This is a genomic window from Pseudoflavonifractor phocaeensis (assembly GCF_021531375.1).
Taxonomy (GTDB): domain Bacteria; phylum Bacillota; class Clostridia; order Oscillospirales; family Oscillospiraceae; genus Lawsonibacter; species Lawsonibacter phocaeensis_B.
On sequence record NZ_JADYTU010000019.1, the window covers coordinates 1 to 26,589 of the forward strand.

The 26,589-nt window shown below is 60.5% G+C and carries 27 protein-coding genes; 22 read left to right on the forward strand and 5 right to left on the reverse strand.

The window, feature by feature from the left end; all coding sequences use genetic code 11:
• Positions 1-396: 396 nt before the first annotated feature.
• From I6E39_RS07470 to ggt (I6E39_RS07545), 16 genes are all read left to right on the forward strand, one after another.
• Positions 397-1,923 (forward strand): DUF3794 and LysM peptidoglycan-binding domain-containing protein, encoded by a 1,527-nt coding sequence (locus I6E39_RS07470; RefSeq protein WP_235380982.1) that lies wholly within the window; start codon positions 397-399, stop codon positions 1,921-1,923.
• Between the two features lie 326 nt (positions 1,924-2,249).
• On the forward strand, positions 2,250-3,023 hold the full coding sequence (locus tag I6E39_RS07475; RefSeq protein WP_235380983.1) for an SDR family oxidoreductase: 774 nt from the start codon (positions 2,250-2,252) through the stop codon (positions 3,021-3,023).
• Between the two features lie 15 nt (positions 3,024-3,038).
• Positions 3,039-3,377 carry a hypothetical protein gene (locus tag I6E39_RS07480; protein WP_235380984.1) on the forward strand — a complete coding sequence of 113 codons (339 nt, stop codon included), beginning with the start codon at positions 3,039-3,041 and terminating at the stop codon, positions 3,375-3,377.
• Between the two features lie 257 nt (positions 3,378-3,634).
• The gene (gene spoIVA / locus I6E39_RS07485; protein WP_235380985.1) at positions 3,635-5,113 is read left to right on the forward strand and encodes a stage IV sporulation protein A; all 1,479 of its coding nucleotides are present in this window, start codon (positions 3,635-3,637) and stop codon (positions 5,111-5,113) included.
• Positions 5,114-5,416: 303 nt separating this feature from the next.
• A complete protein-coding gene (gene pgsB / locus I6E39_RS07490; RefSeq protein ID WP_235380986.1) occupies positions 5,417-6,547 on the forward strand; it encodes a poly-gamma-glutamate synthase PgsB in 1,131 nt (376 codons plus the stop codon).
• A complete protein-coding gene (gene pgsC / locus I6E39_RS07495) occupies positions 6,537-6,971 on the forward strand; it encodes a poly-gamma-glutamate biosynthesis protein PgsC (RefSeq protein WP_235380987.1) in 435 nt (144 codons plus the stop codon). The genes pgsB and pgsC overlap by 11 nt, the downstream gene beginning before the upstream one ends.
• Complete coding sequence (gene pgsW / locus I6E39_RS07500) at positions 6,968-8,086, forward strand: poly-gamma-glutamate system protein (RefSeq protein ID WP_235380988.1); 1,119 nt, start codon at positions 6,968-6,970, stop codon at positions 8,084-8,086. Before pgsC ends, pgsW begins: the two co-directional genes overlap by 4 nt.
• 6 nt (positions 8,087-8,092) lie before the next feature.
• Positions 8,093-8,737, forward strand: a complete 645-nt coding sequence (locus tag I6E39_RS07505) for a response regulator (RefSeq protein WP_235380989.1) — start codon at positions 8,093-8,095, stop codon at positions 8,735-8,737.
• Between the two features lie 21 nt (positions 8,738-8,758).
• Entirely contained in the window at positions 8,759-9,565 is an 807-nt protein-coding gene (locus I6E39_RS07510; protein WP_235380990.1) for a M14 family metallopeptidase, read from the forward strand.
• 23 nt (positions 9,566-9,588) lie between these two features.
• Positions 9,589-11,010, forward strand: coding sequence for a sensor histidine kinase (locus I6E39_RS07515; RefSeq protein ID WP_235380991.1), 1,422 nt, complete (start codon positions 9,589-9,591; stop codon positions 11,008-11,010).
• A 342-nt stretch (positions 11,011-11,352) separates the two neighbouring features.
• On the forward strand, positions 11,353-13,158 hold the full coding sequence (gene ggt, locus I6E39_RS07520) for a gamma-glutamyltransferase (protein WP_235380992.1): 1,806 nt from the start codon (positions 11,353-11,355) through the stop codon (positions 13,156-13,158).
• A 128-nt stretch (positions 13,159-13,286) separates the two neighbouring features.
• Positions 13,287-13,904 (forward strand): DUF6305 family protein, encoded by a 618-nt coding sequence (locus I6E39_RS07525; RefSeq protein WP_235380993.1) that lies wholly within the window; start codon positions 13,287-13,289, stop codon positions 13,902-13,904.
• A 64-nt stretch (positions 13,905-13,968) separates the two neighbouring features.
• Positions 13,969-15,243: a TRAP transporter large permease subunit gene (locus I6E39_RS07530; protein WP_235380994.1), complete on the forward strand. Its 1,275-nt coding sequence runs from the start codon at positions 13,969-13,971 to the stop codon at positions 15,241-15,243.
• Between the two features lie 17 nt (positions 15,244-15,260).
• The gene (locus I6E39_RS07535; RefSeq protein ID WP_235380995.1) at positions 15,261-15,407 is read left to right on the forward strand and encodes a hypothetical protein; all 147 of its coding nucleotides are present in this window, start codon (positions 15,261-15,263) and stop codon (positions 15,405-15,407) included.
• Between the two features lie 11 nt (positions 15,408-15,418).
• Positions 15,419-16,567, forward strand: a complete 1,149-nt coding sequence (locus tag I6E39_RS07540) for a M14 family metallopeptidase (protein ID WP_235380996.1) — start codon at positions 15,419-15,421, stop codon at positions 16,565-16,567.
• Between the two features lie 98 nt (positions 16,568-16,665).
• Complete coding sequence (gene ggt, locus I6E39_RS07545; protein WP_235380997.1) at positions 16,666-18,486, forward strand: gamma-glutamyltransferase; 1,821 nt, start codon at positions 16,666-16,668, stop codon at positions 18,484-18,486.
• A 259-nt stretch (positions 18,487-18,745) separates the two neighbouring features.
• Here ggt (I6E39_RS07545) and I6E39_RS07550 read toward each other — a convergent pair whose 3' ends face one another.
• The 4 genes from I6E39_RS07550 to I6E39_RS07565 all read right to left on the reverse strand — a co-directional run bounded on the left by I6E39_RS07550 (position 18,746) and on the right by I6E39_RS07565 (position 20,734).
• A complete protein-coding gene (locus tag I6E39_RS07550; RefSeq protein ID WP_235380998.1) occupies positions 18,746-18,940 on the reverse strand; it encodes a hypothetical protein in 195 nt (64 codons plus the stop codon).
• Positions 18,941-18,952: 12 nt separating this feature from the next.
• A complete protein-coding gene (locus I6E39_RS07555; RefSeq protein ID WP_235380999.1) occupies positions 18,953-19,132 on the reverse strand; it encodes a hypothetical protein in 180 nt (59 codons plus the stop codon).
• A gap of 30 nt (positions 19,133-19,162) precedes the next feature.
• Positions 19,163-19,312 (reverse strand): hypothetical protein, encoded by a 150-nt coding sequence (locus I6E39_RS07560; RefSeq protein WP_235381000.1) that lies wholly within the window; start codon positions 19,310-19,312, stop codon positions 19,163-19,165.
• Between the two features lie 69 nt (positions 19,313-19,381).
• Entirely contained in the window at positions 19,382-20,734 is a 1,353-nt protein-coding gene (locus I6E39_RS07565) for an MATE family efflux transporter (RefSeq protein ID WP_235381001.1), read from the reverse strand.
• A 142-nt stretch (positions 20,735-20,876) separates the two neighbouring features.
• Here I6E39_RS07565 and I6E39_RS07570 point away from each other — a divergent pair, with 142 nt between their 5' ends.
• On the forward strand, positions 20,877-21,719 hold the full coding sequence (locus tag I6E39_RS07570) for a MerR family transcriptional regulator (RefSeq protein WP_235381002.1): 843 nt from the start codon (positions 20,877-20,879) through the stop codon (positions 21,717-21,719).
• Positions 21,720-22,029: 310 nt separating this feature from the next.
• Here the strand turns inward: I6E39_RS07570 and I6E39_RS07575 are convergent, their stop codons facing one another.
• Positions 22,030-22,200, reverse strand: coding sequence for a hypothetical protein (locus I6E39_RS07575; protein ID WP_268842240.1), 171 nt, complete (start codon positions 22,198-22,200; stop codon positions 22,030-22,032).
• Between the two features lie 533 nt (positions 22,201-22,733).
• Between I6E39_RS07575 and nusB the strand changes: the two genes are divergently transcribed.
• From nusB to I6E39_RS07600, 5 genes are read left to right on the forward strand one after another with little or no spacing between them, the layout of a single operon-like run.
• A complete protein-coding gene (gene nusB / locus I6E39_RS07580; protein WP_235381003.1) occupies positions 22,734-23,264 on the forward strand; it encodes a transcription antitermination factor NusB in 531 nt (176 codons plus the stop codon).
• A gap of 2 nt (positions 23,265-23,266) precedes the next feature.
• Entirely contained in the window at positions 23,267-24,205 is a 939-nt protein-coding gene (locus tag I6E39_RS07585) for a Kae1-like domain-containing protein (RefSeq protein ID WP_235381004.1), read from the forward strand.
• Positions 24,202-25,410, forward strand: coding sequence for an exodeoxyribonuclease VII large subunit (gene xseA, locus I6E39_RS07590; protein ID WP_235381005.1), 1,209 nt, complete (start codon positions 24,202-24,204; stop codon positions 25,408-25,410). Before I6E39_RS07585 ends, xseA begins: the two co-directional genes overlap by 4 nt.
• A 44-nt stretch (positions 25,411-25,454) precedes the next feature.
• Positions 25,455-25,691 carry an exodeoxyribonuclease VII small subunit gene (locus I6E39_RS07595; protein WP_235381006.1) on the forward strand — a complete coding sequence of 79 codons (237 nt, stop codon included), beginning with the start codon at positions 25,455-25,457 and terminating at the stop codon, positions 25,689-25,691.
• 1 nt (position 25,692) lies between these two features.
• Positions 25,693-26,571: a polyprenyl synthetase family protein gene (locus I6E39_RS07600; RefSeq protein ID WP_235381007.1), complete on the forward strand. Its 879-nt coding sequence runs from the start codon at positions 25,693-25,695 to the stop codon at positions 26,569-26,571.
• Positions 26,572-26,589 lie beyond the last annotated feature (18 nt).

The window sequence follows — 26,589 nt, forward strand, 5'->3', positions numbered from 1 at the left end:
ACCCCCTGACGTAGTCTATTTTCCTACATCAGGGGGTCTTTTGTCACTGTCCGTTTTTACTGGACCTGTTCACCGTTTGGTTCGGGAATTTTTATATGTTCCGGCGGCTACCAACCGTTCCCCGGATGAAAAACCCGCGCCCGTCTGTGTCAAAAGTCCCCCATCACCCATAGAATGAGGCAGCCGGAAACGGCCAGTCTATGAGGGAGGGGAGGCGTTTTCATGGGTATCGTTGTGGTACGTTCCCCCAAATGCCTGCGGGGCCTGCTGCGAAGAGTGTTCGGTCTCAAGTAAGGAAACAGGAATACATTCCCGCTCCCGGCCATATAGTGTCACAAAGCCCGGGCCCCCGGCCAGAACTGATAGGACACTGTGATAAGGGAGAGGACAACGACCATGGAACTGGAATTTGATCGTGAGACCATGATTTGCTATGAGACGGCGGCGGAGGTGACCCTGTGCCAGGAGGAGACCCTGGAGAGCATCGTCCCCGACGCCTGTCCGGATATTCTTCGCATCGTGGACGTATGCGGCCAGGCGGTACTGACCGGAAAGCAGGCAAAGGACGGGACCGCCCTGGTTTCGGGGATCGTAAAGGCGGCCATCCTGTACCAGCCGGAGGAGGGCGCCGGCCTGCGGCGGATGGAGGTGGGGCTGCCCTTTACCTGCCAGGCGGAGGCGCCGGGATTCGCGGCAGAGGGCACTGTCTTTGCCTCGCCCCGGCTTCGCAGCGCCGAGGCCCGGGCACTGAACCCCAGAAAGGTGCTGCTGCGGGTGGATCTGGCCGTGGATATCACCGCCTACCAGCCTACCCGGCACGCCCTCTGCCGGGGCGTGCTGGAGTGCGAGGGCGCCGGCGTCTGTCAGCGCCAGTTCCGGGGAGAGACTTACCAGATCGCTACTGTGCAGGAAAAACCCTTTACATTCCAGGAACAGGTGCGGCTGCCCTCCGGCCCGGGGGACACGCCCCGGGTGATGGCCCTGTGGGCCCAGCCTATGTGTACGGAGAGTAAGCTCATCGGCAGTAAGATGATCTTTAAGGGGGCGGTGGAACTCCACATGCTCCTCCAGGAGGTTGACGGGACGCTGACCTCCGGCCACGAGTCCCTGACCTTCTCCCAGGTTATGGAGGTGTCCGGCGTGGGGGAGGACGGCGACTGCCAGGTAGGGGTGGAGCTGACCGACCTGACCTGGGAGGCCGATCTGGCCGACGGGGGTAGCCTGAACGTGGAACTGGACCTGCTGGCGCAGGCCGGTATCCGCTGCCGGCGGCCGGTGACGCTGCTCCAGGACCTGTACAGCACCGTCTATGAGATGAAAACGGACAGCGAGGTCCAGCCCCTCTGGAAGCTGGGGGAGCAGTCTGTCCGCCCCCAGGCGGTGCGGGAGCTGCTGGAGACCGGGGAGCTGGTCCGCGGCGTCATAGACAGCCGGCTGACTCTGGGCCAGGTGACCCAAAGCCGGGAGGGGGAGCGGCTGGTCCTCACCGCCGAGGCCTGGGTGACTGTCCTCTATCTGGACGAGAACAGCCAGGTCCGCTGTGCCCGGAGGACCATTTCCGTCAGCCGTCCCCTGGATAGCCCGGAGGGCTACCGCTGCTCCTGTGCCTGCCGCTGTCCCGGTGAGGTCTTTGCCGCTCCGGCGGCGGGGGGCGTGGAGGTCCGGTTCACCCTGGAGTTCCACTGTCTTACCGTCTGCCGGACCCAGGCGGCCTCGGTGCGGGAGGCACGGCTGGGCGGTCCCAGGTCCAAGGGGGCGGGTCCCAGTCCCTCGGTGGTCCTGCGTCTGGCGGCGCCGGGGGAGGGGATCTGGGAGCTGGCCAAGGCCTACGGCACCACCACCCAGCAGATCCTCCAGGCCAATGAACTGGAGGAAGAGACGATCCCAGAAGGAAAGATGCTCCTGATCCCCAGCACCCGATAACGGAATATTGGCGGAAAACGTGCCGGAGTGCCTGTCCCTGTCAGACGGGCGCTCCGGCCTGCTTGTTGAATGATGATCTATACTCTGAAAATGAACGAAAGTACATTGTTAATTGCAAAACAAAGTATTTAAAGAAAAATAAAATAAATTCCGTTTTTTATAAAACAAAGAAATTGATGGAATTAAATAATTTTCAAAGTGAAAAAGTTAAAAAATATCCTTTGACATTTTAAAATATCGTGGCTATGATAATAGCATGAAATGCAAGATTGATAGATAAAAATTTCATAATTAAGATTGCGAATCAGAAAAGGAGGATACAGAACATGGGCGTCTATGTCATCACTGGCGGCACCACCGGAATCGGCGCGGCTACCAGGCTGTTGCTGGAAGATTGGGGACATGAGGTATTCAACATCGATTACAAGGGGGGAGATTTTCAAGCGGACCTGTCCTGTGAGGAGGGCGTCCGTGCTGCCCTGAAGGCGGTGGAGGAGCGGTATCCTGACGGGATCGACGGGCTGATCAGCAACGCCGGCGTCGGGCCGACCGCGCCGCCGGAAACGATTTTCGCCCTGAACTTCTATGCCGGCATCGAGATCGCGGAGGGGCTGCGCCCCCTGTTGAAAAAGAAAAAGGGCTGCTGTGTGATGACGTCTTCCAACTCCATCACCAACGATACGGTCCGAATGGATTGGGTGGAGCTGCTGACCAACCTTCGCAACAAGGAACGGGGCCTGGAACTGGCCCGGATGATCCCCAGAGAGCAGGCAGCCAGCGTGTACAGCTCATCCAAACGGGCTTTAGCCCGCTGGGTCCGACGGGTCTCTCCCGCTTGGGCGGTGGACGGCATGAGAATCAACGCCGTGGCACCGGGCAATACCTCCACGCCGATGACGCGGGGGATGACGGAGGAACAGAGGAATTTCGCCCTGATGATCCCGATCCCCACCCGCTATGGGACCAAGGAGTTCCTGGAGGCGGAGGAGATCGCGAACGCCATCGCGTTCCTGGCGTCCCGGAGGGCCAGCGGCATCAACGGCGTGGTCCTCTTTGTCGACGGCGGCATTGACGCGCTGATGCGTTCTGAACGGCTTTGATAGGAGGAGAGACATATGACGTTGTTGGAGCAATATTTTGACTGTATGCGCCGGGGAGACCATATCGCCTTGGCCGACCTGTTTGACAAAGATGGGATTCTGCACGATTCCTCCTGGACCCTGGTGGGGGATGACGCCCTCCACCTGTCCGGAAAAATGGCCGTGGAAATGATGTTCCATCACAAGTTCGGCATGAACGGCGGCCCGTTCCCCATCAGCGGGGTGAAATTCATGGAAGAGAATGTGGCCTGGTACTTTATCATATACCGGGGGCGCGTGGTGCCGGCGGTGGCATATCTGTCTTCGGTGACGGAGGATGGAAAAATCGACCGGCTGAACATTCTGCCCATGTGACGCCGGCTAGACTGTCGGTCCATCCGGAACAAAATAGATCCCTGAGTAAAGTGGCCGCCCGACGGGGCGGCCATTTTCCGTGGGATGGCTGAGCGTTTGGGCATGTTGCAGCAGGTCCTGTTTATCATCATATCAGTGTGGGAGCGGCCCGGGCCCCAGGGGCGATCCGGACTTTTCCGTGTCATATTCCACTGCTTATCCCAATAGAATGATAGAGAAACTACCGGCTGACAAATGAGGCCGAAGGAGGAATCGCAGTGGAAGACCGCAAAATCTATGAGGATATTGCCCTCCGGACCGAGGGCGACATCTACATCGGCGTCGTGGGGCCGGTCCGCACCGGAAAATCCACCTTTATCAAACGGTTTATGGAGACGCTGGTCATTCCCGGCATCGACAACGTGTACCGCCGGGAGCGGGCCAGGGACGAGCTGCCCCAGAGCGGCTCCGGCCGGACCATCATGACGGCGGAGCCCAAATTCGTCCCGGAGGACGCGGTGAGCGTGACGGTGGAGGGCGGAGCCACCTTCCGGGTCCGGCTCATCGACTGCGTGGGCTATATGGTGAACGGGGCGGTGGGCCAGCTGGAGGGGGAGAGCGAGCGGATGGTCACCACCCCCTGGTTCGACCATGAGATCCCCATGGCGGAGGCGGCGGAGATCGGCACCCGGAAGGTGATCTCGGAGCACTCCACCATCGGCGTGGTCATCACCACCGACGGCACCATCACCGACATCCCCCGGGAGGACTATCAGGAGCCGGAGGAGCGGGTGATCTCCGAGTTGAAGGAGCTGGGCAAGCCCTTTGTGGTCCTGCTCAACTCGGCCTATCCTGACTCGGAGCGTGCCCAGGCTATCCGGGCTGACATCGCCCAGCGGCATGACGTGACCTGTGTGGCGGTGAACTGTCTGGAGCTGGGCCGGGAGCAGATCCACGAGATCCTGAAAGACGTCCTCTACGAGTTCCCCATGAAGGAGCTGGACCTGTATCTGCCCCCCTGGGTGGACGCCCTGCCCCAGGAGCACCCCATCAAGTCGGTGCTGTACGCCGCCATCCGGGAGGGGACCGGCCAACTGCGGCGCATCCGGGACGTGGAGCGGGCGGTGTCCTCCTTCCGGGACTGCGAGGTGGTCAGCCAGGCCCAGATCACCTCCATCGACCTGGGCATCGGCCTGTCGGTGGCCTCCCTGGAGCTGCCGCGGTCCCTGTTCTACGAGACCCTGTCCCAGCAGTCCGGGTTCCAGATCGGGGACGACGGGGACCTGATGGCCCTGCTCACCCAGCTGGCGGGGGTCAAGGCGGCCTATGACAAGGTGGCCGACGCCCTGAAGGAGGTGGAGGAGACGGGCTATGGCATCGTGGTGCCCTCCATCGACTCCCTGGTACTGGAGGAGCCGGAGATCATGAAGCAGGGGGGGCGGTACGGAGTCCGCCTGAAGGCCAGCGCGCCGTCCATCCATATGATCCGCGCGGATATCGAGACCGAGGTGTCTCCCATCGTGGGGGGCGAGAAGCAGAGCGAGGACATGATTCACTACCTGCTCCAGGAGTACGAGGGGGACTCCAGCAAGATCTGGGAGGCCAATATCTTCGGCAAATCCCTCCACGAGCTGGTCAACGAGGACCTGAACGTAAAGCTGAAGCGGATGCCGGAGGACGCCCGTGCCAAGCTGCGTGAGACCCTCCAGCGCATCATCAACGAGGGCTCCGGCGGGCTGATCTGCATCATCCTGTAGGGGAGCAGGTAGAGGCTTCGGGAAAAAGGACCGCCTGTCAGGCGGTATTCAGGCTGTCGAAAACGTGGCCGAGGAGAAAACGGCCCGGTTTTTCGGCAGCCTGTTTTTGATGCCGCGGAGCGTGGCGGGCCGAAGGCTCCCTCCGCGCGTCTGGCGGGGATGACGGCCGTGTTCCGGAGGCGCTCCTGCTTCCGTGTGATGGGCGCGTCCCTTGAAACCGGGAGCGGCTTTACTTTTTCCGGAAAATGTGGTAGGCTTCTGTTACAATTTCTTAAATTTTTTGTCGAAAAGAGGGAGTGGACCATGGCTGTGATTGCCGCTGCTTTATTGGCAGTGATCCTGGTGTTTCTGGCATTGGAGCAGCGCCGGGCCTTACAGGACCGGGCAAAGCTGGAGCATGTGGTCCACGTCAACGGCATCCGCGGAAAATCCACGGTGACCCGTTTGATCGACGCCGGCCTGCGGGCGGGGGGACAAAAGGTCTTTTGCAAGACCACCGGAACCGTTCCCATGACCATTGGAACGGACGGCGTGGCCCGGCCTCTGGTCCGCCGGGGCCGCGCCAACATCAAAGAGCAGTTGAAGATTCTCCGCCAGGCGGCCCGGGAGGGCGCGCAGGTCCTGGTCCTGGAGTGTATGGCGGTGGACCCGGCCCTGCAAAAGGTAGCGCAGCACCGTATGGTGCGGGCGGATGTGGGTGTCATCACCAACGTGCGGCTGGACCATACCGAGGAAATGGGCGGGACTCTGGAGGAGATCTGCGATTCGCTGTCCAATACCATCCCCAAGGACGGATGGATGTTCACCGCGGATCAGGCTTTTTATCCCCGGCTCAGCCGCAGCGCCGCGGGGATCGGGTGCAGGACCCAGCTGGCTCTTCCCAGTGGAACGGAGCCGGACTTTGACTTTCCGGAAAATCTGGCGCTGGCGCTGGCGGTCTGCTGTCATCTGGGCGTGGAGGAAGCTGTGGCGTTGGAGGGGATGCTCCATTATCAGCGGGACCCCTACGCGCTGTCCCTGCACCGGCTGCCTGGAGGTGGTGTGTTTGTCAACGGCATGTCCATCAACGATCCCCAGTCCACCCAAATGGTCTTTCAGCGTCTGGCGGGGAAGTATGGCTGGGCGGAGAAAGAGTTGATCCTGCTGATCAACAACCGCCCGGACCGGGGTTACCGGACCGAGCACATGGCGATGGTGGCCGGTGGGCTGCAGCCCGCTCAGGTGTGGCTGCTGGGCGCGTCCCAGCTGACCATGGCCCGGATCATCCGGCGCAGGGCGCCCCGGACAGAGATCCGGCGCTTTTCCCGGGCGTCGGAGCTGCCCTTGGACCGGGTTTTCCCGGAAAGCGTGGTCTTCGCGGTGGGCAATGTGGCCGGTCCCGGACATGAGGTGATGAAGCGCGTGCGAGAGGAGGCGGAGGAATATGTACCATGAAGTTGTCCTGGTGGGAGTGGCGCTCAGCCTGCTCTTTTCCGAACTGACCGGCCTGTCTCCGGCCGGACTGGTGGTCCCGGGATATATCGCGCTCTCCCTTCAGACGCCCGGCCGGGTGCTCTATACCCTTCTGATCGCGCTGCTGGCCTGGGGGGTGGCCCGGCTGCTGGCTCGCTGGATGATCTTGTACGGGCGGCGGCGGTTCGCGGTTTTGATCCTGCTGTCCTTTCTGATCAACGCGCTGATCGTCGGCTCGGGGATCCTGCCCTATGACCCGGGCATGATCGGCGTATTGGTGCCCGGCATCATTGCCAACGAGGTGGAAAAGCAGGGGGTTCTGAAGTCCATGCTGTCCCTGGCGGTGGTGGTGGGGGTCCTGGTCCTGCTGATGATGTGGCGGGGAATGAAGGTGTTCCCCACATGAGAAAGAAGGAAAAGACAGTTTTGGCGCTGCTGGCGGCCGCTCTGGTGCTGCTGGCGGCGTCGGCGGTGCTGGCAGATCGGAGCGCCGTGCTTGGGCGGAACGAATATTACCAGACGCAGGTGGAAGCTGTCCAGCGCCTGGAGGCCTGTTTTGAGGCGGTGCGGGGCTACAAGGAGGAACTGGGCATTCCCATGAGTGGGGAGGACCTGCATCAGACGGGGATGATCGGCCTGCCCTATACCGGCATCACCACCACCCAGGGCGCTTTGGAGGCCAAGCGCACCACGGCCTGGCCGGACATGGCGGCGCTGTGCGTGCGGATGCTGTATGAGGCGGGGGTGCGCCCGGGCAACACGGTGGGCGCCGGCTTTTCCGGCTCCTTTCCGGGGATGGATCTGGCGGTGGTGACGGCCTGTGAAAGCATGGACGTGCGGCTGGTCTGCATCTCGTCCGTGGGCGCATCTACTTACGGCGCGAATCATCCGGAGCTTACCTTTCCGGAGATGATGTACCGCCTGGAGCGGGACGGGCTGATCGCCACCAAAAGCGCGGCGGTCACGTTGGGCGGCTATCATGACGTGGGGGAGGACATGGACCCGGAGTTGGTCGCTCCCATAAAGCGGCGTCTGGAGGAAGCGGGTCTGGATCTGGTGGAACAGCCCGATTTTGCCGCGAATATCGCGTGGAGAGAAGAACTCTACCAGCGGGAAGGCCCCATTGACTGCTTTGTCGCCGTGGGCGGCAACGTGACCTCCCTGGGTCTGGGAGAGAGCGGAGTATCCCTGGGGCAAGGGGTGCTGCATTCCGCCGGAGCGGTCCGGCTGGACGATTCCAGCGGTCTGGTCCAGCGGTATTTGAGCCGCGGCCTGCCGGTGGTGAATCTGTTGAATATCAAAAAGCTTATGGCAGATTACAGTATGCCCTTTGATCCGCTGATCTGGCCTCCCATCGGCCAGTCCGCGGCGTACAGCTCCATCCGGTACGAGAAGGGATGGATCGGGGCGGGCCTGGGCGGAGCTGCCGTGCTTCTCGCGCTGTGCCTGTGGGTCCGGCGCCGTCCGGAACCGGGCCGTCCCCCATTGGGGGAAGCGGAAAAGACAGAAATGGGAGGATAAGGCCCTATGTCAGACAGAGAATTAAAGATTCTGATGATAGACGACGACGAACAGATCCTGTTCGCCCTTCGCGCTGTGTTTCAATTTCAGGGATGGGAGTCTGTGTCCGCCAAAGATGTGCCGTCTGGGCTGGAGCTGTTTCGTTCGGAGCACCCGGATCTGGTGCTGATCGACTACCATTTGCCCCGCGTCAACGGAGTCAAGGGGGTGCGGATGATCCGGGAACTGGATGGAGAGGTGCCCATCATCGTCTTTACCATTGACGAAAGCCAGGAAGTGGCCGACCAGTTTATCGAAGCCGGCGCCAGCGACTTTGCGCTCAAGCCCATCAAGGTCCCGGACATCATCAGCCGTATCCGGCTCCACATTCGCCTAATCGACAGCAACCGCCGTCTCAAGGACAAAAAGGAGGAGCGGGCTCCTGTGGCCACTGCGAAGGGGATCGGCCTGACCACTCTGGAGCTGATCGAGGGAGCGCTGCAGGGAAGCGACGAATTTCTTACGGTGGAGGCCATTTCCCAGCGCACCGGCCTGGCCTATCAGACGACTTACCGCTACCTGCAGCACATGGTCTCTCAGGACCGGGTGGAGGTCAGCCAGAGCTATGGAAAAGTGGGCCGTCCCAAGCAGAAATACCGCCTGAAGAGCTAAGGGCACAGGAGGAAGTTTGTTATGGTACGCCGCTCTATCGCTCTGTTTTTAAGCATGCTGCTCCTCTGCGGAACGGCGGCCGGCTGCGCCAAACGCGGCCTGGAGGCGGAGCCGGACCAGTGGAAGCTGGAGGACTTTGCAGGCTGTCTGGAAGCGCGGTTTGACACCGCCGCGGAAGAGTATCCGCTCCTGGAGGGTACGGAGGAGGAAAACACCGTCTGTGTCCTGCGGGGCGCGGAGGAGGGGCCCACGGTCTACCTGGTGGCCGGGGTCCACGGGGATGAGGTGGCCGGCTGGCGGGCGGGCAACCTGCTGAAGGAGGCCACGCTGAAGGCGGGGACCCTTTATATCGTCAGCCCCGCCAATCTCTACGGAGCCCGGGAGGACCAACGGAAGACCAAATCGGACCGGGATCTGAACCGGAGCTTTCCGGGCGATCCGGAGGGGTGGGACGCTCAGCGCATTGCCTATGCCATTTTTACTGACATTCAGGACAAGCAGCCCGATCTGGTTCTGGATCTGCATGAGGCGCGCTCCAAGCAGGGCGACCGGGACGCACTGGGGAATTCGTTGATCTGCCAATCGCTGGATGGGATCGGTGACCTGATCCTTGAGGCGCTGCTGGCTTCGGAGGCGGGGGAGCTGTGCGGGAGCGCGCTGACCTTGTACGGCTCGCCGCCGGCCGGGAGCATCAACCAGACGGTGACGGAGATGCTGGGCATCCCTACGGTCACCGTGGAGACCTATCGTGAGGAGCCGCTGGCGCGGCGGGTGCAAAATCAACTGGAATTTGTTCAGTATGTTTTGGAGTATTATGAAATGCGCTGAATGGTATGGGGAGGCAGTGAGCCTTGAAAAAGAATTGGAAAAAACTGCCGCTCCGGCTTGCCTCCGTCAATACGAAGGAGCTGTGCATCGGCGTGATCCTGATCGTCATCAGCTTTTTTATGCCGCTGTTCTTTAACGTGCATAATTTCGCGGTGCTGCGTTCCATCCGCCGGGCTTTGCGTATGGCGGAAAAGACAGACCTGCTGGCCGCTGCCATTCAGCTGGTGGCCCTGAACTCCATCCGCGGCATCCCTCATTATGTGGGCTCGTTCTTTATTGGAGAATCCGTGGAGTTTCGATGGAAGGAGCGCAAGGTGTGGCTGCTCAATGTGCCTTTGATCATGGTCATCGTGCTGCTGACCTACCGGGGGATCGGCGCCATCCACCAGATCCACTATGATTTCGGAATCCCCGCCATGCTGGTGTCTTTTTTCGTGCTGCTGTTTCGGAAGATGGATTACCGCTATGTTTCTCTGGTGAAAAAAGCCAGCCTCATCATTTTGTTTCTGACTGCCCTTCAGTTTTTGGATGTGATGCCCGCCATGGACCGCTTTCCGGTGGGACGGGGAGAGATTTCCATGGAGATCAAGCTGGCTGCCGTCATTTTGGAAGGGGAGACTGTGCTGAATGTGGCGGCGCTGACAGGCATGCTGTTGTTTCTTGCTTTCACCCTGGTGATTTTTTTCCAGCTGCGGGATGAAAACAATTTGAGGCAGCTGAGCAGCCTGAAGGAGCAAAACCAAGCCATCCTGGTCCAGTCCCAGCTGAATGAGATGAAAAACCGCACCTATCAGGAGATGCAGTATCTGGTCCATGACTTAAAGTCCCCGTTGACGGCGGTGCAGACCCTGGTGGGCGTGCTGAAAATGAAGTGCGAATCGGAGTCGCGCGCTGATGATCTGGAATATCTGGATTACATCGAGAACACCGTGGAACGGATGAGCGAGATGATCTCCGAGATCCTGTATGAGGACCAGCAGTCGCCCATCACCACCCAGGAGCTGGTGGGAGTGGCCCTGGCCCAAAGCTCAGTCAACGATTATGCGGCCTACCTCCATGTGGACAACCAGATCCCGGAGGCTGTGATCTGTGCCAACCGCTTTTTGTTCCCCCGGGTCCTGATCAATCTGATCCAGAATTCGGCCCAGGCCATGCCGCAGGACCGGACGCCGGAGATCTGGCTGCGGGTGGAGCGGATGGAACATGGCGATGGGATCCTGTTTACCGTGGAGGACAACGGCACGGGGATCGGCAAGGAACAGATGAAGACCATTTGGGACCGGGGCAGTTCGGGCCGCCAGTCCAGCGGACTGGGTCTTGCGTTTGTACAAAATGTGATCGACCGCATGAACGGGAAGATCCGTATGGAGAGTATTCCGGGGGAGGGGACCCGAATATCGGTGGAGCTTCCGGAAGAACTTGCGGAAGCAGAGGAAATGTGTTAAAATTAAATAAATTGAGCCAGAGAGGGTCAAAAACCGACGTTTGTAAAAGAAAAACGGGCGGGCACCCTCTCTTTTTTTACTTCCCTTGGGCATGTTGCACAGAAAAAACGTCTGTGCAGGCGAGAAAATTGGAGATTGCTAAAGCGTTTATCCATCAGACAGAGAAAATCATCGCAGTGAAGAAATAAATAAGAGAAAAAATTGACGGACCGGCCATGTAAAATTTATAATCTAAGTAAGTAGATGGTACATATTGGGCAATTTTATTCTTTTTTCAGGGCAGAACTTGGCGGACCTGTCCGCCAACTGCAAATATAAAGAGATGAAATAGGAGGTAAAAGAATGAAGAAGTACTTAGCTCTGGCTCTGGCTCTGGCGATGACCCTTTCCCTGGTGTCTTGCGGATCCAAGACCACCCCGGGTACCAGCAGCTCCTCCGCCGGCAGTTCCGCCGCGGTCAGCGAGCCTGTTGCGCCCCCTGAGGACGACGTCTGGTCCTCTACCGACGAGAACGGCAACCTGAAGCTGACCGAGCGTGACGATACCGGCGCGAACGGCATGGTTACCACCGCCAACGTGTACGCTACCATGGCCGGCCTGAAGGTCCTGGAGCAGGGCGGCAACGCCATCGACGCGGCTGTTGCCATTTCCTATGCTCTGGGCGTCTGCGAGCCCAACGCTTCCGGTCTGGGCGGCGGCGGCTTCATGACCATCCACACCGCTGCCGGTGAGGACGTGGTCATCGACTACCGCGAGGTCGCTCCCATGGCCCAGGACGCTTACACCTGGCTGGATGAGAGCGGTGCCGTGAAGGACAACGGCAACGCTAACCACATCGGCGGTCTGGCTACCGGCGTTCCCGGCACCGTCGCCGGCATGGAGTACGCTCTGGAGCACTACGGCTCCGGCAAGCTGACCCGCCAGCAGGTCATTCAGCCCGCCATCGACATGGCTACCGAGGGCTACAAGGCCGGCGCCACTCTGGTCGGCGCCATGAACGACTACTATGACTACATGGTCACCGACTTCACCACTCTGGGCAGCTACTACCTGAACGAGGATTCCATGCCCTACGAGATCGGCGACGTCATCACCAACCCTGATCTGGCCGCTACCCTGCAGAAGATCGCCGAGGGCGGCAAGGACGCGTTCTACACCGGCGAAGTTGCTCAGGCCATCATTGACACCGTTGCTTCCTACGGCGGCGTCATGACCATGGAGGATCTGGCCAGCTACGAGCCCGTCATCCGTGAGCCCGTCACCGGCAACTATCGCGGCTATCAGATCATCTCCGCTCCTCCCGCTTCCTCCGGCGGCACCCACATCGTCGAGGTCCTGAACGTTCTGGAGAACTATGACCTGACTTCCATGGGCGTCAACAGCGCCGAGAGCATCCACGTCTGGTCTGAGGCTCTGAAGGCCTGCTTCGCCGACCGCTCTGCTTACATGGCCGACACCGCCTTCGCTGACGTCCCCCTGACCGGCCTGACCTCCAAGGACTACGCCAAGACCATCGCCGACCAGATCACCGACCAGTCTCAGTCCTGGGAGAAGGGCGATCCCTTCGCCTATGAGGGCAACTCCACCACCGCTTACTCTGTGGCTGACGCCGAGGGCAACATCGTTTCCGTCACTCAGACCATCGAGTGCTTCTTCGGCTGCAAGATCGCCATCCCCGGCTACGGCTTCATCATGAACGACCAGCTGCACGACTTCTCCACCAATCCTGAGTCTGTCAACTGCCTCGAGGGCGGCAAGAAGCCTCTGTCCTCCATGTCTCCCACCATCGTTCTGGACGAGAACGGCGAGGCCTTCATGGCTGTCGGCTCTCCCGGCGGCACCCGCATTTGGCCCACCGTGGCTCAGGTCATCTCCAACGTGATCGACCACGGCATGGACATCCAGGAAGCCATTGACACCGCCCGTATCTGGGATAACGGCGGCGAGTCCGGTATTGCTTATGAGTCTGAGGGTGTGAACGCTCCCACTGCCGACGCCATCGGCGCTCTGGAGGCTCAGGGCCACGCTGTTGACGATAAGGGCGCGTGGAACCTGTACTTCGGCGGCGCTCAGGGCATCCTGTTCACCGACAACGGCATCCGGGGCGGTGCTGATCCCCGTCGTGACGGCAAGGCCATCGGCTTCTGATCCGGAACGGTTCAATTCCCAATTTCATTTGGCTTTCCGGAGACGGCGCCGTTCGGCGCCGTCTCCGGTCCCAATAAAACCTTTGCAGCAAGAAAATCACCTGTGTATCAGAAAGGAGAACAAAAACCATGATTAAGAAGATTTCTGCTCTGCTGCTGGCCGTCGCTATGGTGGCCTCTCTGGCCGCCTGCGGCGGCGACAAGAAGCCCGCCGCTTCCAACGGCGGTGCCAGCGCTTCCGCCGCCGGCGAGGTCGCCGGCCTGACCGAGGCGTTTGCTGAGTCCCCCATTCTGGTCACCTCCGGCGGCCAGAGCGCCGATTATCAGATGATCGGCACCGTTATGGGCAAGCTGGGCATGGACTATGAGATCAACAATCTGGCTACTTCCGCCGACCTGGGCGACGCCAAGACCCTGATCGTTGTGGTTGGCGGCTCCTCCAAGGGTCTGGGCGCTGCCGGCATCGACGCTGACGGCGAGCTGGCTCGTCTGGAGGAGCTGATGGCCGGCGCCAAGGATGCCGGCCTGTCCATCATCGCCATGCACACCGGCGGTGAGGCCCGCCGCGGCGACCTGTCCGACAAGTTCATTACCCCCGTGTTTGAGAAGGCTGATTACGCCATCGTGGTCTCTGCTGGCGACGAGGACGGCCTGATGTCCGGCATCTGCGCCGGCGCCGGTATCCCCATGGACGTTATTGGCAGCATCAGCGATGTGACCACCGTCCTGCCCGCCGCGTTCAAGTAATTTTGTACACAAGGACGGCCGGCACGCCGGCCGTCCCGATCAAAACAACCATGGAGGTATCTTGATGAGTACTGAGCTTCTCACCTTCATCGCAATGGTCGCCGTGTTCCTGCTGGGCTGCTTTTTGGCAAAGCTGCCCGTCAGCATTTCCATGGTCCTCTCTGCGATCGCTGGTTCTCTGGTGGGTGGACAGGGTATCGCCCTGCGTCACATGGTCGAGGGTATGTTCTCCTATGTTGACACCATTCTGGTCATTGCCACCGCAATGATCTTTATGAAGGTCATCCAGGAGTCCGGCGCCCTGGACGCCATCTCTTCCGTCATCATCGAGCGGTTCCATAAGATGCCCGCTCTGATGCTGTGCCTGATCATGCTGATCATCATGTTCCCCGGCATGATCACCGGTTCTTCCACCGCCTCCGTTCTGTCCGCCGGTTCCATCATGGCTCCTGTGCTGATGATGATGGGCGTTCCCATGCTGGAGACCGCTTCTATCCTGGCTATGGGCGGTATCCTGGGCATGATCGCTCCTCCCACCAACATCCCCGCCATGATCATCGGCGCCGGTATCGACATCCCTTACAGCGGCTTTGAGCTGCCTCTGGCCCTGCTGACCTTCCCTCTGGCCGCCCTGTTCGTTCTGATGCTTGGCTACAAGTATGTCAAGAAGATGAACTATGTGGAGGTCCAGGCGAAGCTGAACACCGATTCCCGTAAAAAGTTTGGCCTGAAGGTCTACATCCCCCTGGTCCTGGCTATCGTGCTGATGGTCCTGACCAAGGTAGTGCCCGCCTTCTCCATCGGCATGCCTCTGGTATTCCTGATCTCTGCCGCTGTGGGCTGCTTCACCGGCTATAAGATTAACCTGCTGAAGGTTGCCAAGGACTCTGTCAACAGCGTGCTGCCCGTTATGGGCATCCTGATGGGCGTTGGTATGTTCATCCAGATCATGACCCTGACCGGCGTGCGCGGCCTGATCGTCACCAGCTGCCTGAGCCTGCCCGAGTGGGGCCGCTACATCGCCATGTCCGTGTCCATGCCCCTGTTCGGCGCCGTGTCTTCCTTCGGCTCCGCCAGCGTGCTGGGCGTGCCCTTCCTGCTGTCCTTCCTGGCCAAGGAGGAGATCATCGTGGCCGCTGCCCTGTCCCTGATCGCTTCTCTGGGCGATATGATGCCCCCCACCGCTCTGGCCGGTATTTTCGCCGCCCAGGTCGTTGGCATGGAGAAGTACACCCCCGTGCTGAAGAAGTGCCTGTTGCCCTGCCTGATCGTTATCATCTGGGCCATCCTCTTCATTGTCTTTGCCAATACCCTTGAGCCCTTCATCATTCTCGGTTAATCGGAAGGAGCAAAAAGATGATTACTATTATCTATCGACTGATCGTTGTTTTCGTAATCGGCCTGGTGGGTTGGAACCTGTTCACTGAGAAGAAGCTCACCATGCAGCTGAACTGTGCCATGGTCCTGATCCCCCTGGTCCTGCGCGCCCTGATGATCAAGTGAGGAGGGTGAACATGACTAAGAAGAATTATATCTCCGCCGCCATTTGTCTGGCGGTTTCAGTGGCCATCATGATCGTTACCAGCATGAACTTTTTGGCCGCCAGGGACGTTCCCCTGCCTGAGAAGGGTCCCAGCGTCACCGAGGTCAAGATGCTGTCTGACTGGTTCGACGGTCTGAAAGGCACCAATGGCGACACCCCCGTCTATGTCCTGAAGGGCGAGAAGGAGGGAGGCGCCGCGCTGGTGCTGGGCGGTACCCACGCCAATGAGGTCTCCGGCTATATGTCCGCGTTTACCTTCATTGAAAACGCCGTGGTGGAGCAGGGGACGGTCTATGTCATTCCCTACACCAACCACAGCGCCATGACCCACAACGACCCCGGCGAGGGCAACCTGCAGTACTTCACCTTGCAGACCAAGAGCGGTGAGCGTACCTTCCGCTATGGTTCCCGCGCCACCAACCCCGTGGACCAGTGGCCTGACCCCGACGTGTATATCCACTACCCCTCCGGTCAGCAGCTGTCCGGTTCCGAGACCCGGAACATCAACCGCGCCTATCCCGGCCGTCCCGACGGCAACCTCACCGAGAAGATGGCCTACGGCGTGGCCGAGCTGATCCGCGCGGAGAACGTGGGCATTACCTTCGACCTGCATGAGGCTTCCCCCGAGTATCCCGTTATCAACGCCACCGTGGCCCACCAGAACGCCATGAACATCGCCTCCGAGGGCTGCATCAACCTGCTGCTGGGCGGGATCAACATGGCTCTGGAGCAGTCTCCCACCAACTTCCACGGCCTGACTCACCGCGAGCTGGGCGACTACACCGACACCATGGCCTTCCTCATGGAGACCGCCAATGCCTCTCAGGGTCGTCTGCGCGGCGCTACCACTGTGGAGCAGGTACTGGGTGGTAAGGATGAATGCTACCTGATCAGTGAGGGCCTGGGTATGCTGTACGTGCCTTGGGACGAGAACGGCCATCCCATTGAGGAGCGCTGCGGCCGGCACCTGCAGGGTATCTATGAGTATGTGACCGCTTACAACAACGCCAATCCCGACAGCGCGATTGTTTACAGCGGCGTACCCGGTTACAGCGAGCTGTTCCTGGAGGCCGACCCCTCCGAGCTGGGCGGCGCCCGTCTGGGCAGCTTCCTGCTGTAACGCAATCCTCCCTTGTTACAAACGCGGCGGTTTATAGATGCCTACTATATGCCGCCCGATGGTAAAATGAATACCACAATAAGAAAGGGGAAACAAAAATGAAGAGACTCAAGAAACTGTGCGCGCTCCTGCTGGCTTCCTCCATGGCTCTTTCCTTGGTCGCCTGCGGCCCCAAGGATACGCCTGCCTCCAGCTCCAGCAGCTCCACTCCCGCTGTCTCCGAGCCCGAAGAGCCGAAGCTGGTCCCGGCCTACTCCGTAGAGGGCTTTGAGACTGTGGACGCCGACGGCAACCGCATCGTCGAGGGCCGCGACGCCACCGGCAGCCAGGCTATGGCTGTTGCCTCCAAGTACGAGGTGTCCCAGGTAGGCGCCGAGATCCTGAAGAAGGGCGGCAACGCCGTCGACGCCGCTGTGGCCATGGGCTTTGCTCTGGGCGTCTGCGAGCCCTTTACCTCCGGTCTGGGCGGCGGCGGTCTGGCCACCATCCACACCGCCGAGGGCGAGAACTACTTCATCGACTTCCGTGAGGTCGCTCCCGCGGCCGCCACTCTGGATCTCTATGTGGACGCCAACGGCGAGAGCAACGGCAACACCCGTTCCGGCGGTCTGGCCTCCGGCGTGCCCGGTGAGGTCGCCGGCCTGCTGTACATGCTGGACAACTACGGAACCATGAGCCGTCAGGAGGTCATGGAGCCCGCCATCCGCATCGCCACCGAGGGCTTCACCGTGTCTCAGTACTGCGCCAACGCCATCGCTGACGCCTATGAGACCGCCCTGCAGTTCCCTGAGATGCAGAAGGTCTATTGGGACGAGAACGGCCTGCCCTACGAGGCCGGCGACGTCATCACCAACCCCGACCTGGCCAAGACCCTGCAAAAGATCGCTGACGAGGGCGCCGACGCCTTCTACACCGGCGAGGTCGCTCAGGCTGTCGTTGACAGTCTGGCTGAGTATGACGGCGTGATGACTCTGGAGGATCTGGCCAACTACGAGGCCCAGGCTATCACTCCCGTCACCGGCGAGTATCGCGGCTATCAGATCATCTCCTCTCCGCCTCCCTCCTCCGGTGGTACCCACCTGATCGAGATCCTGAACATTCTGGAGAACTTTGATGTCGGTGCCCTGGAGGTCAACTCTCCTGAGTACTGCCACCTGTTTGCCGAGACCTTCAAGCTGGCCTTTGCCGACCGTGCCCAGTATATGGCCGACACCGCCTTCACCGACGTGCCTCTGGGCGGCCTGACCAGCCAGGATTACGCCGACCTGCGTGCCAAGTCCATCAACCTGGACACCGCCATGGAAGTGGCTGCTCCCGACGATCCCAGCCCCTATGAGCACACCGATACTACCCACTTCTCCATCGCCGACGCTGACGGCAACTGCGTTGCCATCACCAAGACCATCAACTACTACTTTGGCTCCGGCGTTATGGTCAAGGGCTGCGGCTTTATGATGAACAACCAGATGGACGACTTCTCCACCGACGCCGAGTCCGTCAACAAGGTCGAGCCCGGCAAGAAGCCTCTGTCCTCCATGTCTCCCACTGTGGTTCTGAAGGAAGACGGTTCTCCCTTCATGGTCCTGGGTACTCCCGGCGGTTCCCGCATCTTCTCCGGTGTTGCTGAGGTCATCTCCCGCGTCATCGACCACAAGATGGATCTGAAGACTGCTGTCTGCGTGCCCAAGATCTGGAACTGCAGCAACAAGAACAACTTCCAGTATGAGAAGGCTCTGAAGGGCTATGAGGAGTACGCTGTTACCGAGGAAACCGCGGCCGCTCTGACTGAGATGGGCCACGGCGAGATCAAGACCGCCGCTTCCGGCGCCATGCAGTCCATCATGTTCATGGAGGACGGCACTCTGTACGGCATCGGCGATCCCCGTCAGGACGGCAAGGCTGTGGGTGTGGACAAGTAATTTGTTCCCATCGCTCCCGGCTTCCCGCGCGCTGTAACGTAATGTAAGCGCACGGGCCATGCCTGAAAGGACCTGTTGCAGATTGGAACCGGTCCGGTAAAAACGCACCATAATAAACGAGACCTCCTGTCGCGGGATCAAGCCGCGGCAGGAGGTCTTGTTTGTACACGGCAAAACCGCCGTGAGCTGTCATATCTCAAAGAATACCGTTGTTGTGCGCTGGGGCGGCCGGGAGACTGTTAAGCGGTGGGTTTCCATGTCAAAGCCCGGGGGAGGAGCCGCCGTCCTCCGGACTGTGATAGACCCGAAGCTCCGGGCTACCGGTTCCGCTGACGATGGGCTTGACGTGTTTTTTGCCGTGCCGTGCCTTGCCCTGAGTCTGTGGGACGGGGGGAAGGTCGTTATGTGGCTTGGTATGGGTCCACTCCGGACGGGCCATTCCCTTTTTTGCCATGCGGACTCCTCCTTACCCCTGGGCGGACAGTGTGTTGACCAGAGACTGCATCTCGCCCTTGGAGGATACGTTCCGGGCCTTTTGCAGGATCTCGGACTGCTTGGATTCCGGGAGATCGGAAAAGGTTTTCATAGCCTCCGGGTTCTGGGCCAGGGCAAAGCCGAACCCCAGAGGCAAGTCATTGTGATCCATTTCACACACCTCATTTGTGATTGCGCCTGGTCAGAGGTCCTCCAGATCGGCAGCCGGGATGTCGTTTTCAATATTATCCCGGGCCAGGTCGTTGTCGATCACAGGATAGACCGCTGAAATGGGCTTTTCTTCCTTGTCGGGCTGCTTTGGGTCCCGTTGTCTTGCGCGGCGTGGATCCATCCAAATCACCTCGGGACTAGAATGCCCATCCCTCCGGGGATTATGTGAAACTTTGCAGGGGTCAGGCGCTTATTCCCGGCGGTCCTCCCAGGCTCCGCGCCTGGTCAGCCATGCATAAGCGGCCACACAGATGATGGACGACAGCAGCGAGCCCAGCGGCGCCGCCAGCCCCATGGGGTACAGGGAGTCGGGAAAACAGAGGGAGGCCAGGTAGGCGCCAGGGATGCGTACCAGCAGGATGGAGGCCAGATTGTGTCCAAAGGAGATCAGGGGCCGCTGGTAGGCGCAGAAGTATCCGCTGAAGCAGAAGTGGACGCCCGCGATGACGCAGTCCAGTACATAAGCCCGCAGGTACTGGGCGCCCATGGCGATGACAAGCGGCTCTTCCCGGGCAAAAAGACACAAGATAGGCTCCGCCCAAAATTGACACAGGACTGCAAAGACCGCGCCCACGGCCACGCTGATCCCAATGCCGCAGGCCAGCGTCTTGCGGCTCCGGCGGTGAAAACCTGCGCCGGCGTTCTGCGCCGCGATGGCGGAGACCGAGGACAGCATGGCGGAGGGGACCAGGAACAGGAAACAGATGACCTTTTCCACGATACCCACGGCGGCGGCCACGTCCAGTCCCCGTTTGTTGGCGATCACCGTGATGACCAGAAAGGCGATCTGGATCAGGCCGTCCTGTAATGCGATGGGCAGACCCACCTTGAGAATAGCAGCAAAATGGCGGTGGGAGCCCCGGAAGTCCTCTTTGGACAGGGAGACGCCCAGCTCCATCCGCGCCATGCAGGCCAGAGCCATGACCACGCTGAGTCCCTGGGCCAGAACGGTGGCCAGGGCCGCGCCCATGGCTCCCATCCCCATGGGACCGATCAACAGGTAATCCAGACCCACATTGACCACGCCCGCCACGGCCACAAAATACATTGGCCGTTTGGTGTCTCCAAGGCCCCGGAATATACTGCTGATCACGTTATAGGCAGTGATAAAGGGAACACCGGCAAAGCAGACGGTGAGATACTGCCTGGCTTCCGGCACCGCCTCCGCCGGCGTGGACAGCGCGGCCAGGATGCCGTCGGTAAACAGCAGCAGCAGGGCGGTGGCGGCCAGGGAAAAGACAGTGAAGATGACGGCTGTGCTGCCGATGCAGCTGGAGGCGGCGCGGCGGTCTCCCGCGCCGATGGAGCGGCTGATGGCCACCGTGCTGCCCATGGCCAGACCCACAATGATGACGGTCAGCATGTGGGTGACCTGACTGCCCACGGACACGGCGGTTATGGCGGACGCGCCGTTGAATTGTCCGGTGATGAACAGATCGGCAAGGCCGTAAAAGGTCTGCAAAAAGCAGGAAAGCAGGTAGGGCAGTGAAAAGCGTACCAAATTTTTGAATACGCCGCCATGGGTCAGGTCGTTTGCATTCATGTTCGCATCTCCCGTCAGGACGTGGGCCGGAAAAGCCATCCTAAGTTCGGGCAAAGCATAAACCCTGCAACAGTTGCAGAGTCAAGGCCCCCATGGTAAAATAGCAGGGCAGAAAACTTTGTGCGGCCCGAGGGGGAGAACGATGAAAAACGAGCTGTTTCAAATCGGGGAGATCGCCAGACTGTTTCATGTCAGCGTCAGTACGCTGCGCCACTATGACAGGATCGGACTGCTGAGCCCCGAATATACCGACCCGGACAGCGGCTACCGCTATTACAGCACCCGCCAATTTGAGTGCCTGAACACCATCCGCTATCTGAGGGAGCTGGACATTCCTCTGGAGCAGATCGGGCAGTTCATCGAGAACCGGCAGATCGATGGCATCTGCGAGCTGCTGCTTCAGCAGAAGGAGGAGGTCCGGCGCCGCCGGAAGCAGCTGGCGCGTATCGAGACGAAGATCGACAACCGGCTGGCCCAGATCGCCGCCGCGGCCTCCGCCACGCTGGACGCCATTACAGTGGAACGTAAGCCGCCCCGCAGGATCGCCTTCCTCAAGCGGTCGTTTACCCTGCGCAGCCCCCTGGATCTGGAGCTCTATATCCGGGAGTTGGAGCAGGACGAGGAAGGCACCACCATTTTTCTGGGCAAGGTGGGGATCGGCCTGTCCCGGGAGGCCCTGGAGGGGAGACGGTATGACCTGTATGAAGGGGTGTTTCTCATTTTGGACGACGAGGACGACCATGTGGGGCACACCATGCTTTTGCCCGAAGAGCTCTGCGCGGTGGTCCGGTTCCGGGGCTCCCATGAGAGAGCGGCGGAATACTACGATATTTTGATGCAATATCTGGCCGAGCACGGCTATCAGGTGGCTGGCTTTTCCAAGGAGGTCACCATGATCGACTTCGGACTGACCAACGACACGTCCCAGTTCGTCACCGAAATACAGATCCCCATCCGGCCGGCAGGGGAGGGGAGCGTTGACTGACGGGAAACGCCGCCGCGGGCGATGTAAAGCCTGCGGCGGCGCGGTTTGTAAAAGAGCAGTCATGGGCCTCCCCTGTGACCATATTGGCCTTTTACCAGATATCACGCTACTAACATATTTCATGTTTTCAGCAGCCTGCATTTTGTCCAGAATCTCTCCCGTGTCGTCCTGAACGGCGCATTGGCCTCCACTCTGCGCCATTACGACCACCCTGCGGCAGCTGCCAAAGACAGATTGAGATACCAAAGGACCGGAGGATCGGCCACATGCAGGCCGGCCCTCCGGTCCTTTCCTCATAGTTCCGGGGACGTCAGTCGTCGCCGCGCAGAAGGTTTTCCGCATAGTCTTGCAGGCTTTCGAAGGAGTTCACACCCTGCGGGCGGGTACGAATCTGGTCTTTCACATAATCGGGCAGTGTGTCAAAATACTGCTTGGCCTCCGGCGCGTCTGCCAGAAGGACCTGCAAATCTGGATATTTCAAAAAAATCACCTCAAAAGCAGTATGCCCAGAGAAGCAAGAGATTTGCATATGCAGGAACTGGAAAAGCGTGAAGTAAAGGATACATCACGCTTTTGAAAAGAGCCATGCCCATATTGGAACAGCGGAAAGCAGTCAACTGGACTGGGGCTATATATAGAAAAATCCTTCAAAATTACAGATTTCGGAGGATCTTGAGCCGGAATATTTTGGACGAACTTAAAAACGCAAGAGCATTGCTCCTTGGTTTGCGGGAAAATCTTTCTTTCCTGCCAAAGCGATCATACTGCCTCCGGGGCTCCTGAGTCCCGCTCTGACATCGGGCGCCTGCTGCTGGGAAAACACTGGATAGAGAGAATTTTTTTTCATTTTTCCGGGAAATTGGGGGTTTTCTTTTTGCATATACATGTTTATAATAAGAGAAGTGACAATGAGTATGATCGGGCGCAGGCCTGATACGATCCTTGACAGCAGACAGGTTTTGTCCGGGCCGGAGGCCTTACCTACAGGGATCGGTATTATGGGAGGAAAAAACGATGACAAGAAGCAACGCCCGCGAGATCGCGGTGCAACTGATCTTTTCTTTGAGTTTTGGAGATGACTGTGCCGAGGAACTGCTGAAGCGGCAGCTGACGCCGGAGCGCTTTGCCGAGCTTGCGGAGGAAATGCCCCTGTACGCCCAGTTTCCCAACGAGAAGCAGGAGCAGTACATAAGGGAGCTTGTCTTGGGCGTATTTGCCCACGGGCCGGAGTTGGACGACTATATCAGCCGGTACGCGGTGGGCTGGTCCTTCGCCCGTATTCCCCGCATGGCGGCGGCTATTATGCGTACTGCCATGTACGAGGTACTGTATATGCCGGATATCCCCAACGCCGCCGCCATCAACGAGGCGGTGGAGATCGCCAAGAATTACGAGCCCCAGGAGGTAGTCTCCTTTGTCAACGGCATCCTCGGCACCTTTGTCCGTACCGAGTTTGCCGACACCCCGCCCAAGCCCGAAAAAGCGGAGGGGCTTGGAACTGAGGAGGGGGAGTCCTCCCGTCCCGCGGAAGAGGCGGAGGACTGACTATGCCTGTCCTGGGACTGGATACCAGCAACTATACCACCTCCGCGGCGGTGTTTGACGGCCAAAACGGCTGGAATGAGGGCCGCCTGCTGGAGGTGCGCCCCGGCGAGCTGGGCCTGCGGCAGAGCGACGCTCTGTTCCAGCATGTGAAGCGGCTGCCGGAGCTGTTTTCCCGTTTGGAACAGGCGGGACTTCTTCAGAATATTGAGGCGGTAGGAGCCAGCACCCGCCCAAGGGCGGTGGAGGGCTCCTACATGCCGTGCTTTTTGGCGGGCGCATCCCAGGGACAGAGTCTGGCTCATACCCTGGGAGTGCCCTTTTTTGCCCATTCCCACCAGCAGGGGCACTTGGTGGCGGCGGCCTGGTCCGCCGGCCGTCTGGATCTGCTGGATCGGCCTTTCCTGGCCTGGCACCTGTCCGGAGGAACCACCGAGCTGCTGCGGGTGGAGCCGGACGGGACCAGCGTGAGAGCGGAGATCGTGGGAGGCACCAGCGACATCTCCGCCGGCCAGCTCATCGACCGGACCGGCGTGCTGCTGGGGCTCCAGTTCCCGGCAGGGAAGGCTCTGGACGCCCTCTATGACCAGGCGGACGCCTGTCTGGATTACCGGGTGAAGCTCCAGGAACTGAGCTTCTCCCTGTCCGGCATGGAGAACAAGGTCAAGCAGCTGGTGTCGGCGGGGGAGAAGCCTGCCAACATCGCCCGGTTTACCCTGGACACAGTGATCGGAGTGGTCCTCCGGGCTACCCGGGAGGCGCAGCGCCGCTGGCCCGGCCTGCCGGTGCTGTGCTCCGGGGGCGTGGCCTCCAACCGGCAGCTGCGGGGAGCGCTGGAGCAGGGCTGTCAGGCCATTTTCGCCCAGCCTCAGTATGCTACTGACAACGCCATGGGCGCCGCCATTCTGACTTGGCGGGCATTGGAGAAACAGCGGAGAACATGAGAACGGAAACGACCATACTGACGCCCACCCAGGTGGGCCAATATATCAAGGGCTTTATGGACCGGGACCGGGTACTGTCCGGTCTGCTGGTCCGGGGAGAGATCTCCAACTATAAGATGTACCCCTCCGGCCACCATTATTTCACCTTGAAGGACGGGGAAGGGGCCCTGCGGTGCGTCATGTTCCGGGGGGACGCCGCCTCGTTGCGGTTTCGGCCCCAGAACGGGATGCAGGTCATTGCCGCCGGCCGGGTGACCGTCTTTCCCCGGGACGGACAGTACCAGCTGTACTGCGTCCGCCTGACCCCTGAGGGGGCGGGAGACCTCCATGTGGCCTTTGAACAGCTGAAGGCAAAGCTGGCGCGGGAGGGGCTGTTTGACCGGGAGCATAAAAAGCCTGTTCCGCGGTTCCCCAAGACCATCGCGCTGGTGACCTCTCCTGTCGGGGCGGCGGTGCGGGATATGCTCCGTATCCTGGGAGCCCGTTGGCCCATGGCACAGATCAAGGTGCTGCCCGTCCGGGTCCAGGGCGAGGGGGCGGCGGAGGAGATCGCCGCCGCCATCCGTTGGGCCAACTGGCAGCAGGCAGCCGATCTGATCATCACCGGCCGGGGCGGCGGCTCCATGGAGGACCTGTGGGCCTTCAACGAGGAGGCGGTGGCCCGGGCCATCTATGACTCGGAGATCCCCGTTATCTCCGCCGTGGGCCATGAGCCCGACGTGACCATTGCGGATTTTGTGGCCGACCTGCGGGCCGCCACTCCCTCCAACGCCGCCGAGCTTGCGGTGCCCGACCAGAACGAGGTGTACGGCGCGCTGCTCCACCACCGGGAGCGGCTGCGGGGCGGGATGGCCTACCGGCTGGCCCAGTACCGCCAGCGGCTGGACCGGGCGGCCGGGAGCCGCGCCATGACCGAGCCCGCCTCCTACTTTCAAAACAAGCGGCTGCTGCTGGACTACCAGAGCCGCCGTCTGGTCCACGGCCTGGACCGGAGCGTCTCGGCCCAGAAGGAGCGGCTGGCCCGGCTGGCCGCTTCCCTGGACGCCCTGAGCCCCCTGAAAGTGTTGGGCCGGGGCTATGCCATTGCCCAGAAGGGGGACGGGACAGTCTTGTCCTCGGTGAAGGACGCCGCCCCCGGGGATCGCTTTACCCTGCGCCTGTCTGACGGTACGTTGGACTGCCGGGCGGAGGAAGTTAGAAATTAGAGGACTGCGGGCTCCGCAGCCAGAGGCCGGAAAGGAGTATCTTCATGGCGACGAAGAAGAAAATGGATTTTGAGGGCTCCATGGCCCGGCTGGAGGAGATCGTCTGCCTGCTGGAGCGGGGAGACGCCCCGCTGGAGCAGGCCATGACCCTGTTCGAGGAGGGGGCCAAGCTGCTGCGGGAGTGTACCAAGCAGCTGGACCAGGCGGAGCAGAAGGTGACTCTGCTGACCGCCGGAGAGGACGGCCAGCCGGTGGAAGAACCGTTTCAGGGAGAGAGCTGACATGGAAAAAGACTTTACACTGCTGATGGCCCGGGATCAGGCCATGATCGAGGAGCATCTGGCGAATGTTTTTCGGGGGGAGACCCATTATGCCGATTTGCAGGAGGCCATGGAGTATTCCCTCCTGGCTGGGGGCAAGCGGATCCGCCCGGTGCTGACTCTGGAGACCTGCCGCATGTGCGGCGGCAATCTCCAGTCTGCCCTGCCCTTTGCCTGCGGGGTGGAGATGATCCATACTTATTCTCTGATCCACGATGATCTGCCCGCCATGGACAACGACGACCTGCGCCGGGGCCGGCCTACCAACCATGTGGTGTACGGGGAAGCCACGGCCATTCTGGCGGGGGACGGTCTGCTGACCGCCGCCTTTGAACAGCTGGCCGGGGCGGAGCTGCCCCCGGACCGTGTGGCGGCTGCGGTGTCCTGCCTGTCCCGAATGGCCGGTCCCGCCGGTATGGTGGGAGGACAGGCTCTGGATATGGCGGGGGAGGGCCACGCCCTGACCCGGGAGGAGCTGGAGCTGCTCCAGAGCCTGAAGACGGGCGCTCTCATCACGGCCGCCGCCCAGCTGGGCGGCATCGCCGCTGGGGCAGGGCCTGAGGAGCTGGAGAAGATCCGCCGCTATGCCCAGGCCCTGGGCCGGGCGTTCCAGGTCCGGGACGATATGCTGGACGTTATCAGCTCTGAGCAGGAACTGGGCAAGCCGGTGGGCTCCGACCGGGCCAATGAGAAGAGCACCTTTGTCACGGCGCTGGGTCTGGATGGGTGTGAGGCCCTGGTGGAGCGGCTGACTCAGGAGGCGATTGACGCCTTGGAGGGCTTTGAGCGGCCGGAGTTCCATATCTGGCTGGCCCGGAAGATGGCTTGCAGGACCAAATAAAGATCCCCAAGGCGGGAG